Source organism: Holdemanella biformis DSM 3989 (genome assembly GCF_000156655.1).
Lineage (GTDB): Bacteria > Bacillota_I > Bacilli_A > Erysipelotrichales > Erysipelotrichaceae > Holdemanella > Holdemanella biformis.
In genome coordinates, this window is sequence record NZ_DS996839.1 from 93,180 (window position 1) to 106,781 (window position 13,602).

The window sequence follows — 13,602 nt, forward strand, 5'->3', positions numbered from 1 at the left end:
GGAGAGAAATCTCTATTTTTTTCTTTCATTTTCACGTTTGAGTTGCCGAAAAAAATCCAAAAAGTCCTAAAAGAGAAGGCTATGAATTATAGTGCATTGCCATTATAAAGACGAGGATACAAACATTCTCTCAAAACTTTGGTTTCTTAACTAAAGAAAATTGCCATCACATCTCTAAACGGCAACTTAAATGACTTTAGAATCATTTTGCATCTATTGTACAAACTCTTGAAAATCCACTTGAACCTCTCACCACTCAAGTGACGAGAATCCAAGAACTTTATTGAGATACCCCATATATTCTCTACCAATCTTAACTCTTTTTCAGTGTTTTAACTCTTTTTAAGTTAAGATTCAATATTAGAGTTAATATAGATTTTAAATTTGCATTATCACTCGCCAACTTTCGATATTTATATATTAAAAAGAAGATGTACAATGTACACCTTCATTAAATTAGTCAACGACAACAGTCCATCCATAAGGATCTTCAATAGTTCCCCATTGAATACCTGTTAAAGTATCATATAATTTTTGTGTTAATTCACCTGTTTTGAAATCAGAAACAGTCACTTTATCACCCTTGTAGTACAATTCACCAATAGGACTAATAACAGCTGCAGTACCAGTACCCCAAGCTTCTTGAAGCTTACCATTGTGACCGGCTTCCATCAATTCATCGACAGATAAATGTCTTTCTTCAATTTCATATCCCCAATCCTTTAAGATATGTAAAATAGAATCACGAGTAACGCCAGGAAGTACTGTACCTTCACATGGAGCTGTCACAATCTTATTATCAATTTCAAACATAACATTCATAGAACCAACTTCTTCAATATATTTACGGTGAACTCCATCCAACCATAATACTTGAGAATAACCCAATTCTTCAGCCTTTACTTGAGCAGCTAAACTACCTGCGTAGTTTCCACCACATTTTGTAAATCCTGTACCACCTTTGGTAGCACGAACATATTCATCTTCAACATAAATCTTAACTGGGTTCACACCTTCGGCATAATAAGCACCAACAGGTGAACAAATAATCATGAATTTATAATGACTTGCAGCATGTACACCAATCGCAGCTTCTGTCGCAAACATGAATGGACGAATATATAATGATTCGCCTTCTCCAGTTGGAATCCAGTCTTCAGAATATTTCACAATTGTCTTTACCGCTTCTACAAACATATCAACTGGTAATGTTGGCATACTCAAACGTTTATTGGAATTCGCAAAACGCTTCGCATTCATTTCTGGTCTAAACAATTGAACCTTACCATCCTTAGTACGATAGGCCTTTAAACCTTCAAATGTTTCTTGTGCATAGTGCAATACCATGCTTGCTGGATCAAATTCTAATGGTCCATAAGGTACGACTCTTGCATCATGCCACTCTTGTCCAGCATCCCAATCCATCACAAACATATAGTCTGTGTAATATTTACCAAAACCTAAAGCTCCGGTTGGTTTTTCTTTTAAGTTTTTACTTTCTACAAATTGTACTTCCATAAATTTGTCCTCTTTTCTAAACACGTATGATAATACCACGTTCAATAATTTATTTCAATGACTTTCATTTATTTACATTCATTTTCAAAGAAATGAACAATTGTCTCAATCATGACCCCCGTAGCCACTTCATCCTTATCGCTTGTTCCCGCAATATCTAAGTGGATCCATTTTGTTCCTTCTTCAATAAATTCTTCCAAGAAAGCCGCTGCTAGACTTGCATTTCCACCCAAAGTCTTTGAGTTGACAATATCTGCTACCTTAGAACACTTTAATTCCGAATGAAAATATTCATCTACAGGCAAACGCCAAATCTGTTCCTTTGTAGCTTTACTAGCCCCTAAGAAAGGCAAATAGAAACTATCATCATTACTAAAAATTCCCGTATATGTACTTCCTAATGCACGAACACAAGCACCCGTTAAAGTTGCCATATCGATTACGCGTGTTGCCCCTAATTTTTGAGCCATTGTCAAGGCATCGGCCAAAATCAATCTTCCTTCTGCATCCGTATTTGTGACTTCAATCGTCTTACCACTTAAGCTTGTGATCACATCTCCATCGACAAAGCCATGTCCATTCACTTTATTTTCTGTGATTGGTAAAACACACACAATATTCTTTTCTATTTTTAATTCAGCTACTAATTCTAAAGCACAAAGCATATTGGCAGCACCACACATATCATACTTCATACCATGCATGTTCGATTTGATGTTGTAGCCACCCGCATCATAAGTAAGACCCTTACCAACAAGTGCTGTATACTCCTCATCTTCTTTTCCACCATCATAACGAATCACAACCATAAAACAAGGTCTGTCAGATCCTTGGTTAACCGCTAAAAGTGCACCTGCACCAAGTTGGTCTAAATCATCATGATCTAAGACTTCCATTTCCATACCATACTTTTCACTAACCATCTTTGCCTCATCCACCAAATGATCCGGTGTTAAAAAGTTAGCTGGCATATCACTCATTTCACGCGCATGATTCACAATGGAAGCAACTGTTTTCCCTTTTTCAAACTCAGCCGTAAATCCATCACTTTCAAAATCATACACCTTTGTCTCTTTATAACTATACGCACCATATACAAGTCCAAAGCCAGCCGCATACGCTGTATTTTCATTGACATATACGAAATAATCATCGGCTTCGACTTTACTAAAAGCCTCCTTGATATTCTTTTTACCATCACCCAAACCAACGACTACAATCTTTTCACAATCCAATTGATTCAATGTATGAATCGTTGTGATCTTACCAAATTCTAAATCCAATTTCACATCTTTGAAAGCCGCTAAACTTTCCGGTAATGTTTCCCCCTCAAATAATCCGATACAAATATTTTTCATGTCTATTTTCCCTCCGTCATCTTCTTTGATTTTTCATTACAAACACGCATTGCCGACTCTACACTTGCTCTAAATCCTGTTCTTTCCAGTTCACATACCGCATCAATCGTTGTTCCACCAAGCGAACATACCATATCTTTTAATGCACCTGGATGCATACCTGTCTCTAATACCATTTGTGCACTTCCTAAAACAGCTTGTGCTGCAAATGTATAAGCTTGTTTTCGAGGCAATCCTTGCGCTACTGCTTCATCAGCCATAGCTTCAATAAACATAAATACATAAGCAGGACTTGAACCGCTAACACTAGTTATGGCATCCATCATAGTTTCATCAACCACTTCACATTTTCCAAAACTATTAAAGATCGATGTGATACAAGTTTTATCTTCTTCGCTCACTAAATCATCAAAAGAAATAGCACTCATAGCTTGAAGAACTAAAGCTGGCGTATTGGGCATAGCTTTAATAACTTTTACATCCTTGCCAAAATATTTCTTAACATCAGAAATAGTTACCCCTGCCGCAATATCGACAATGATCACATCCCCTTTTACACACTCTTTGATTGTTTCAATCAATTTAGGATAATGTTTAGGCTTAACACTCAAAACCAATACATCACTATTTAAAGCGACTGTTTTTTCATCTAAAGAAGTTTTAACACCATACTTTTCATGTAAACGATCCAAATTTTCCTGGTGATGATCACACACCCAAATCGTATTAAATAATTTAGTTTTGGCAATTCCTTCAATCATGGCACCACCCATGTTTCCAGCCCCAATAAATCCAATTGTTTCTCTCATAGTTAGCTCCTTAAATCGAATATGTCTTTCTTCTTGAAAACTCTTTTTGTTTGCCCTCATTCCAATCCTCAAGATTACGATAATAACCCGATACTCTTGAATAGATTTCTAATGGTTTTTGACATATTGGACAAACATCTTGTTTTCCAAATACATATCCATGATCTGCACAAACCGAATAGGTTGGCGTAATTGTAAAGACAGGTATGTTGTAGTTTTCATAGATTGTTTTTACCAATAGCGCCGCCATTTTCCAATTCTCAATGCCATGATCCATAAAAACCGGAAAAGAAGTAGCCCCACTATAAAGAGTTTGTACTTTTTGTTGTATACGCAAAGCCTCAAATACATCATCTGTACTGGCAACATCTAAATGCGTTGAATTCGTATAGTATCCAAAACTTTGAATTTCCGGATACTTCTCTTTATCCATTTTCGCAAAATGCGTACAAACACTTTCTGCAGGCGTTGCCTCTAAATTTAACTTTTGCGCTTGGCTTGAAATCTTTTGATTTAAAAAATTTAAAACCTCTTGCGCAAACTTCTGTGCATGCATATCCATTAAATCTTTCTGTAGCCACTTTGCATTCAGACAAGCCTCATTCATGCCCACGACACCTAAAGTTCCATAATAATCATTAAAATCAGATATATAAGCTTTTGTGTATGGATAGAGTCCCGCCTTAAACAATTGATTTAAGACTTGCCTTTTCACTTCAAAAGAACGTATAGCTACATCACTCAAGCTATCTAAACGCTTAAAGAAATCATCTTTTGAACTGGATAAATAAGCTAATCGAACGAGATTTAAAGTGACAACACCCATACTGCCACATAAAGGTTTATATCCAAAATACCCCTCTACATCCTGCTTTTCTTGGGTTAAAAAATAAGGCGTTCCATATTTTGCACAAGCTTTAAATAACTCTTCTTCTTGCATCCAATCAAAGTTTGAATGTAGATAAAGGGCAACAATAGGAAATTGAAAACCACGACCCGATATATCACCTTTATTCAAAACTTCAAAAAGTGCATCATGCAAGATTTTCATTTCAACTTGACAATCTGCATATGTAAAATCTTCTTCCAAACCGGCTACGATCGCCTTTCTGTTTAAAAATTCTTTTGGAATATTCCAATCCAAAGTAATCTGACTAAAAGGAGCTTGCGTTCCCCATCTAGAAGGGATATTTATTCCATAAATAAAGCTTTCTAAACAATCATATACCATCTTTTTTGACAATTTATCCTTATGGATAAAAGGCACTAATAACGTATCAAAATGAGCTAAAGATTGTGCACTTGCCCATTCATTTTGCATAATACCCAAAAAGTTCACCATCTGATTACATAATGTACTCAAATGTTTGGCTGGTAAAGAAGAAATCATTTTATTCACAGAAGGAAGGCCATGTAAAATCAAATCTTCTAAAGACCATCCAGCACTACATCCTGTCAACATATGAATATTATGAATATATAGATCTCCATTTTTATGGGCATTGGTAATTTGCGCATCATATACTTCACTTAACCAATAATTTGATGTGATCATACCTGAATTGGAAAGAATTAAACCACCCACAGAATAGGTAGCCAATGAGTTTTCATCTTCTAAAGGTACATTATTATGCAAATATGAATTCACTAAATGAATATATTCATTGGCTGTCGATTGAATCTTACGTACATTTTCCCTTTGTTTACGATACAAAATATACGTTTTTGCAACGGGATAATACCCAGATTCTGACAACGTTTTTTCAACACTATCCTGAATCATTTCGACACTGATTCGATTCTCTTTGATTTTCGCTTGAAAATCTGCCGTAGCACGCAATACCAACAAGTTGATGATCGCATCATCTTTTTCCATATGTAAAGAATCAAAGGCTTTTGAGATCGCAGAAAAGATTTTTGATGGATCAAAATCAACTATGGACCCATCCCTTTTTTCGACTTCTATCATGTTTGATTCCCCCTTATCTCTACATGTTTTACATATTGTTCTAATATTGTCTTATATTTTAAAATCTGATCAAAATTTGGACTGTGCAAAGAATGATCGATAGTTGTTTGACAATCTTTAAAAGGCTGTAACACAACATGGTGTACACCTTGAATCCATTGTCCTAATTCATCGATTGTCTTTTCATTATGAAATTCATCGACCAATGTGATATAAACATCATAATCGAAAGAAGATGCTTTTAACTCATTCAATGACTTTTCAATGTCCATTAAATCCACATCCTCTACACCACATATTTTCGCATAGGCACTCGGCGCATTTTTTATATCTAAACTCACATAATCAACCAACCCATCTTCTAAGATTCGCTTTAAACGATCATAGAACATCCCATTTGTATGAAGCTTAATTTTATAGTCTAGTTTCTTGGCATATTGTAAAAAAGAAAGGATTCCCTCATGCATTAAGGGTTCCCCACCCGATATATAAATTCCCTCTAAATCTTTATGGTGACTCTTTAAATATTCACTGATCTTTTCATTGGCAATCGGATACATATTTTCCTTTAAATACACCAAATCTTTTGAATGACAATATGGACACTTTAAATTACATCCACCCGTATATAACGAACAGCTTAAATAAGGGTCAAAGTCCGATAAGGATAATTTTTTTAATTTATAAAATTGAAGATGCGTCTTTTCTAAATCCGCATAACTACGTGCATGATTGGATAACGTTTGGTAAAACTTTGAAAAAACTTCTATTTCATCCGCATTTAAATCTTGCGTAATATGATGCCACCAATCTCTTCGAATTCCATATATTTCAGAAATATGTTTTTTCGTAAGTGCCGTTGTATATAATTCTTTCGCACGCTTGTCCTTTGCGCTTGTTAAAATGGAAACATAGCCTAAAGTATTCAGCTTTTGAACATTTTTGGTCACAGTACCCTTATCGTAGCCTCCAACTTGTACAATTTGCTGCAAAGAAATCCCTTCATTCTCATAGATTTCAATTAAAATAGGCAGTTGCGCATAACTTAAATTTAAATCCTGAAGCATTTTATCATAATACTTTTGTGTACTTCGATATAGAATGCTTGAATCCATCAATAAATCATTTTGTTTTTCCATATAGGTATTATAAGCGATTTTTATAAAGAAAAAAAGGACCGAAGTCCTTTTGGAATTATTGTGGTTTTGCGTCGAAATGTTCATCACGAACAACAACGTCGTGAGCCCCACCTTCGACAATACTTGTACTAGATACTAAAGTGACTTTCGCATCTCTTTGAAGTTCTGGAATTGTCAAACATCCACAGTTACACATTGTATGACGAATCTTAGAAAGAGATAAACCAACATTGTCTCTTAAGCTTCCTGCATAAGGAACATATGAATCAACACCTTCGACAAAAGACATTTTCTTGTCTCCACCAACATCATATCTTTGCCAGTTACGAGCACGAGCACTACCTTCACCCCAATACTCTTTCATATAATTTCCATTAACACTTACAATTTTGTTTGGAGCTTCTTTAAAACGAGCAAAGTAACGACCTAGCATAACGAAGTCTGCTCCAAATGCCAATGCCAATGTAATGTGATAATCATGTACGATACCACCATCTGAACAAATTGGAATATAAACTCCAGTTTCTTCAAAATATGCATCACGAGCTTTTGCGACATCAATTGTAGCTGTGGCCTGTCCTCTACCAATACCTTTTTGTTCACGTGTAATACAGATCGAACCTCCACCGATTCCAATCTTAATAAAGTCTGCACCTGCATCAGCTAAGAAACGGAAACCATCTCCATCAACAACGTTACCAGCACCAACTTTTACACGATCACCATAGTGTTCACGAATCCATTTGATAGTTTCGGCTTGCCATGCTGAATATCCTTCACTTGAATCAATACATAACACATCAACACCTGCTTCAACTAATGCAGGTACACGAGTCGCATAGTCACGTGTATTGATACCAGCACCAACGATATAACGTTTATTTTCATCCAATAATTCATTTGGATTATCTTTGTGTGACTCATAGTCTTTTCTAAACACAAAAGCTTTTAAATGTTGTTCTTTATCAACAATAGGCAATTGATTTAATTTGTGTTCCCAGATCAAATCGTTTGCATCTGATAATGTAATGTCTTCATTTCCAACAATCAATTTATCGAATGGTGTCATGAATTCTTTCACTTGAATGGAATGATCCATACGACTTTCGCGATAATCACGACTTGTTACGATACCTACTAATTTACCGTCAGCTTGACCATTGTCAGTAACAGCCATTGTTGAATGTCCTGTTTCTTTACGAAGAGCAATTACATCCTCTAATGTTGCTTCAGGGCTAATATTTGAATCGCTGCCAACAAACCCAGCCTTAGTCGACTTAACTTTTCGAACCATAGCGGCTTGAGACTCAATTGTTTGACTACCGTAAATAAAACTTACTCCACCCTCACGTGCAAGTGCACAAGCCATTTCTTCACCACTAACAGCCTGCATAACAGCACTTACCATTGGAATATTTAAAGAAAGTGCAGGTTCTTCACCTTTTTTGAATTTAACTAAAGGCGTTTTTAAACTCACCTTGTCCGGTGTACAATCCGGACCTGTGTAACCAGGAATCAATAAATACTCACTGAACGTTCTAGATGGTTCTTCAAAAAATTTTGCCATTTTATATCTCCTTCTCAATTTAAACTATATTATATGTTTTGCGTTCTAAGCCGTCAAGCCAAAATGACAAACGACAACACTAAATGCTGCAATATGAATATCAAACGTATCTAAAGAATTGCTGTTGCCATTATCAAACAAGATTCGAGCTTCTTGATCCAAGTGATAATCATATGGAATATTTGTTGGATTAAAGAAAGCTACACAATGATCTTTGTCTTTTTGACAAGAATAGACTAAGACCTGATCATATATCGTATCAAATTGAACACCTTGTTCAATCTGCTCAACCGTACTTAATCTAAAACAAGGATGTGTTTTACGAATTTCAATCAATTCTTTTGTACGCTCAACAATTTCAATATGATGATCTCTTCTTTGATAATCCACACGATTATAATTGTCGGAACGATTATATGTGTTGCCTAAATTTTGTTTGGTACGACCAAACTCTTGCCCACAATGAATAAATGGAATTCCTTGCGCAAGTAATACCATCGCATTCGCAAGTATTTGACGTTTCTCTCTTAAATCACGACTCTCACCATGACAACATACACGGTTTTTATCCCAAAGCGTATGATTATCATGACACTCTACATAGTTGACTACTTTTGTAGGACTATCGAACACGTGATCTAAACAACTAGCTGCCATACAACACTTCACTTGATAGATCAAATCCGCTTGACCTGAGGCAAATCCTTTACGTGAAAGTTCATCATTTGATCCACGAACCACTTCACGGAAACGATCCGAAAAATGACCTACATGTGGCATCTTAGCTTGATTCAATTGTGAAGCACGAATCTCTTCAGCCACAAAACTTGGCATGTTCCAACCTTCTCCATAAATCATAAAATCAGGTTTTACTTTTTTACACTCTTCACTAATTTCATTCATCAAGTTAAAATCAAGAATTCCCATTAGATCAAAACGGAATCCATCCACATCATACATTTCAATGATTTTTTTACATGTTTCAATAAAATATTTACGTGCCATATAAGGCTGAGTATCAATATCATTTCCACAAAAACTACCATTCGAGAATTCTCCTTCCCGATTCATTAAGAAATAATAATCTGGAACCATATTTTCAAGCGCAAAGTTTTCTTTCACATATACATGATTAAACACCAAATCTAAATTGACACGAATCCCTGCTTTATGACAATCATGAACGAGTTTCGCAAATTCTTCAATTCTTAATTTCGCGTTGGCAGGATCTAGAGAATAAGCGCCTTCTAAACAACGATATTGCACCGGATCATATCCCCAATTATAGAATATATTTGGATATACTTCATCGACACTGCCAAAGTCAAAAACAGGCATCAATTGTACGTGTGTAACGCCCAATGATTTTAAATAACTAAACCCTGTATTATGGGTCTTTGTGATTTCATTTTCTTCAGTAAATCCCACAAACTTTTTAGGATGTGATATGCCAATTCCTGTTTGGCTGGTCATATCACGAACACTTGCTTCATATATGATCGCATCACATTCACTATCCATTGGTTTCAATTTGATTTTTTTTGGAAGATTTAAACTTTTAGGATCTATCACCACACTATATTGTGCATTGGGACCACTAAAACAAGTATATGGATCTGTTACCCCTTTATATTCACCATTGACTCGAACTAAATAAGAGTAATGTACACCATTAAGATCTGAATTAACAGTAAGCGAAAAAACACCCTTATCTTGTCGAACCATCGATTCAACGATTCTCTTACCATTCAAGACATATCCAACATTGACAGATAAAGCTGTTGGTGCCCATACTTTAAAAATAGTTTTTTCGGGTGTATATGTCACACCTAAATCATCTTGTTCATACATAAATTCTTTCGCAAAACGCTCTGTTTTGACAATATGAGAATATTTGGCGACACAAGTCTTACAATGTTCATCATATACTGTATATTCTTGACCAATCTCTAAATTTCCATTTAAAGAAAGGGCATAATGGGTGAAACCATTATATAAGTCGGATTGTGACTGTATTGTCAAAGGGATAATACGATTCTTTGTATCCTTCATGTGGAAGATTCGGCTTTTTTCACCAAAAAAATTTTTGGACATATAAACATCCAAACAATTATAATCATCTAAATAAGCCTCATATGGCTCTTTCATTCGCATATGTAGTACTCCTCATTTCCTTAAGTTACTTCTATATTGTAACATGTATACAGACAATTTTTTAAAAAAATGTTAAACTACTGCTTAGAGGTGAACAAAATGACTACATATCGTATAGAAGAAGATTGCTTAGGCCAAATCAAGGTCAAAGCCGATAAATATTGGAAATCCCAAACACAAAGAAGTTTAGAGAATTTTAAGATTGGACAAGAATTAATGCCAAAATCTTTAATTCACAGTTTTGCGATTTTGAAAGAAGCTTGTGCCAAAGCCAACCTTCATTTCCATAAAATCAGTGAAAAGCAATGTGAAGCCATTGTTAAAGTATGTCAAAACATAGAAGACGGACAATATTTAGACCAATTTCCTTTGCATGTTTGGCAAACAGGTTCCGGTACACAAACGAATATGAATGCCAATGAAGTCATTTCTATGTTAGGAAATGAATACGCAAAAGAAAATATTCTTCATCCAAATGACACAGTCAACGCATCCCAAAGTTCAAATGATACTTTCCCAGCTGCTTTACATATCATGGTCGCACAAAAAATCAATGAAGAGTTACTTCCACGATTAAATCAAATGATTGAACAAATCAAAAAGCTTGAAGAAGAAAATGAAGGCATCATCAAAATTGGTAGAACCCATCTTCAAGATGCGACACCATTATATTTTTCACAAGAATTAAGTGGATACCGTTCTATGATTGAACATAGTAAAGATCAAATCGTAGACAGTTTAAAATATGTATATGAACTCGCATGTGGTGCAACCGCTGTAGGTACTGGAATCAATTGTCCAGAAGGTTTTGATGAAATCGTCACAAAAATCATTTCTGAAAAAACCAACCTTCCATTTATTCCAGATCCAAATAAATTCCATGCCCTTACAAGTAAGGATGCGATGGTCTATACAAGTGGTGCTCTAAAAGGACTTGCAGCTAACTGCATGAAGATTGCCAATGATGTAAGATGGCTTGCCAGTGGGCCAAGAAGTGGAATTCATGAAATTGATATTCCAAGCAATGAGCCAGGATCAAGTATTATGCCAGGAAAAGTCAATCCTACACAATGTGAAGCCTTGACAATGGTTGCTGTTCAAGTCATGGGAAATGATGCAGCTATCGGTATTGGTGCAAGTCAAGGAAACTTCGAACTCAATGTATTTATGCCATTAATTGCCTATAACATGGATCAAAGCATTCAATTATTAAGTGACGCAATCTACTCTTTTACAATTCATTGTTTAGATGGATTAAAGGCAAACAAAGAAACTATGGATAAAAACTTACATAATTCATTAATGTTAGTAACTTGTTTAAATCCAGTCATTGGCTATGAAAAAGCAGGCCATGCAAGTCAATATGCCTTCAAAAATAATTTAACTTTAAAAGAAGCCATTTTAGAATTAGGTTATTTGACAAGCGAAGAATTTGATTTGTATGTTCAACCCGAAAAAATGATTCATAAATAAAACACAAAAGGTATTTATTCCTACATAATAGGACTAAATACCTTTAATACATTTCGATATACTTTTACAATAGGATTCGTGTTTATACACTCTTCTAATGAAACTTCATGTGAGACTTTGAATATTTCTTCAAAGTCATATTTTATATCTTTCAAACAATCTACTTCATGCATCCATACACCACATTCATAATGTTGATAATACGATCTAAAATCCATATTCACAGTACCTACTAAAGCACTTGAATCATCAATGATACAGACTTTACCATGAATAAAACCAGGTGTATATTCATAAATTTTTACACCAGCCTTGATTAATATATCAAAGTTCGCTTTTGTGACTTGGTACACCATCTTTTTATCTGGAATACCAGGAACAACAATACGTACATCTACACCATTAGAAACCGCAAGTTTTAATGATGAAATCATTTCGGCATCCAAAATTAAATAGGGAGTCGAAATCCAGAAATAGTCTTTGGCACATCCAAGCATATTTAAATGCATATGAAGTCCTGTATTATTCTGGTCCGTTGGTGAATCTGAAAATGGAATAATAAAGCCTTTCGCTTTTAAATTAGAAAAACAAGCTCGATCTTGAATAAAACGAGAATAAGAAGTATATTCACTTGCTTGATAATTCCAAATTTGCAAGAAAGAAATGGTAAACATTTCTACACCAGGCCCTTTGATCAAACATCCCATATCTTTCCAATATCCAAAACGCTTTTTCGTATTGATATATTCATCCGATATATTACATCCACCAGTAAAGGCAACCTTGCCATCAATCACTAAGATTTTTCTATGATCACGATTATTCATCTGCATCGCAAGTTGCGGACGCAAAGGGTTGAATACATGCGTTTTAATGCCTCGATCATTTAACCATTTCGCATAATCTCTTGGTAAATAGGTTAAAGAGCCCATGTCATCATAAATAACACGAACATCAACACCCATACTTGCCTTATCTAAAAGAATTTGTAAAATCGTATTCCACATAACACCTTTATTGATAATAAAAAATTCTATAAAGATAAATTCCTTAGCTTTGATCAACTCTTGAATAAAAGCTTCGTATTGTTCTTCTCCAGAAGGAAAATATTGAACCGAACAATTTTCATATACAGGAAAATATCCATTAGACCAAGCCATTGAAATCATTTTATCTAATACATAATCATCTTCATGAAGGTGTTCTAAAATTTCAACATTTTGAAGCGCATATTTTTTATAATCCGAATAGGCTTGTCTATCCTTGATCATTAAGGCTTTCGGAATTTTACGATTTCCAATCAACAAATAGACAACGCCTCCAAAGATTGGAAATGCCATAATCAACAAGACCCACAATAGTTTTGAACTTGAATCGGAATCCCGATTAATGATATGTAAAGAAACGCATAAACTAAATGCGATTAAAAAAATATTCACAATAAAGAAGCGCTGACTAAAATAGCTCATTAGCACAAACAATGTAATAAGCTGTAATAATAAGGCTAATATAATATATATTGGTTTTGATTTACAGTACTTTAATATTTTTTGCATACGTTTATTATACGCTTTAAACGTATAAAAAAAAAGCAGACAAAAGTCCATAAAAGTAT

The 13,602-nt window shown here is 34.8% G+C and carries 9 protein-coding genes; 1 reads left to right on the plus strand and 8 read right to left on the minus strand.

Features of this window, described 5'->3' with window-relative positions; translation table 11 throughout:
• Positions 1 to 456: 456 nt before the first annotated feature.
• The 7 genes from EUBIFOR_RS00840 to pulA all read right to left on the minus strand — a co-directional run bounded on the left by EUBIFOR_RS00840 (position 457) and on the right by pulA (position 10,514).
• On the minus strand, positions 457 to 1,518 hold the full coding sequence (locus EUBIFOR_RS00840; RefSeq protein ID WP_040465993.1) for a branched-chain amino acid aminotransferase: 1,062 nt from the start codon (positions 1,516 to 1,518) through the stop codon (positions 457 to 459).
• 68 nt (positions 1,519 to 1,586) lie between these two features.
• Entirely contained in the window at positions 1,587 to 2,876 is a 1,290-nt protein-coding gene (locus EUBIFOR_RS00845; RefSeq protein WP_003863990.1) for a M17 family metallopeptidase, read from the minus strand.
• 2 nt (positions 2,877 to 2,878) lie between these two features.
• Positions 2,879 to 3,685 carry a pyrroline-5-carboxylate reductase gene (gene proC, locus EUBIFOR_RS00850; RefSeq protein ID WP_040466009.1) on the minus strand — a complete coding sequence of 269 codons (807 nt, stop codon included), beginning with the start codon at positions 3,683 to 3,685 and terminating at the stop codon, positions 2,879 to 2,881.
• Positions 3,686 to 3,695: 10 nt separating this feature from the next.
• A complete protein-coding gene (gene nrdD, locus EUBIFOR_RS00855; protein ID WP_003863992.1) occupies positions 3,696 to 5,654 on the minus strand; it encodes an anaerobic ribonucleoside-triphosphate reductase in 1,959 nt (652 codons plus the stop codon).
• Positions 5,651 to 6,793, minus strand: coding sequence for an anaerobic ribonucleoside-triphosphate reductase activating protein (locus EUBIFOR_RS00860; RefSeq protein ID WP_003863993.1), 1,143 nt, complete (start codon positions 6,791 to 6,793; stop codon positions 5,651 to 5,653). The genes nrdD and EUBIFOR_RS00860 overlap by 4 nt, the downstream gene beginning before the upstream one ends.
• Before the next feature lie 55 nt (positions 6,794 to 6,848).
• Positions 6,849 to 8,360 (minus strand): IMP dehydrogenase, encoded by a 1,512-nt coding sequence (locus EUBIFOR_RS00865; protein WP_003863994.1) that lies wholly within the window; start codon positions 8,358 to 8,360, stop codon positions 6,849 to 6,851.
• A 45-nt stretch (positions 8,361 to 8,405) separates the two neighbouring features.
• Positions 8,406 to 10,514 (minus strand): type I pullulanase, encoded by a 2,109-nt coding sequence (gene pulA, locus EUBIFOR_RS00870; RefSeq protein ID WP_040465995.1) that lies wholly within the window; start codon positions 10,512 to 10,514, stop codon positions 8,406 to 8,408.
• A 99-nt stretch (positions 10,515 to 10,613) separates the two neighbouring features.
• On the opposite strand from pulA, the gene fumC reads away from it, so the two are divergent.
• On the plus strand, positions 10,614 to 11,987 hold the full coding sequence (fumC, locus tag EUBIFOR_RS00875; RefSeq protein ID WP_003863996.1) for a class II fumarate hydratase: 1,374 nt from the start codon (positions 10,614 to 10,616) through the stop codon (positions 11,985 to 11,987).
• 20 nt (positions 11,988 to 12,007) lie between these two features.
• Here fumC and cls read toward each other — a convergent pair.
• Positions 12,008 to 13,602, minus strand: a 1,595-nt coding sequence (cls, locus tag EUBIFOR_RS00880; protein WP_244264138.1) for a cardiolipin synthase, incomplete at its 5' end; no start/stop codon positions are given.

Excerpts from the sequence above, each read along its gene's own strand:
- EUBIFOR_RS00840 (WP_040465993.1), bottom strand. The coding sequence starts at position 1,518 with ATGGAAGTACAATTTGTAGAAAGTAAAAACTTAAAAGAAAAACCAACC.
- EUBIFOR_RS00865 (WP_003863994.1), bottom strand. The coding sequence starts at position 8,360 with ATGGCAAAATTTTTTGAAGAACCATCTAGAACGTTCAGTGAGTATTTA.
- pulA (WP_040465995.1), bottom strand. The coding sequence starts at position 10,514 with ATGCGAATGAAAGAGCCATATGAGGCTTATTTAGATGATTATAATTGT.
- EUBIFOR_RS00860 (WP_003863993.1), bottom strand. The coding sequence starts at position 6,793 with ATGGAAAAACAAAATGATTTATTGATGGATTCAAGCATTCTATATCGA.
- proC (WP_040466009.1), bottom strand. The coding sequence starts at position 3,685 with ATGAGAGAAACAATTGGATTTATTGGGGCTGGAAACATGGGTGGTGCC.
- nrdD (WP_003863992.1), bottom strand. The coding sequence starts at position 5,654 with ATGATAGAAGTCGAAAAAAGGGATGGGTCCATAGTTGATTTTGATCCA.
- fumC (WP_003863996.1), top strand. The coding sequence starts at position 10,614 with ATGACTACATATCGTATAGAAGAAGATTGCTTAGGCCAAATCAAGGTC.
- EUBIFOR_RS00845 (WP_003863990.1), bottom strand. The coding sequence starts at position 2,876 with ATGAAAAATATTTGTATCGGATTATTTGAGGGGGAAACATTACCGGAA.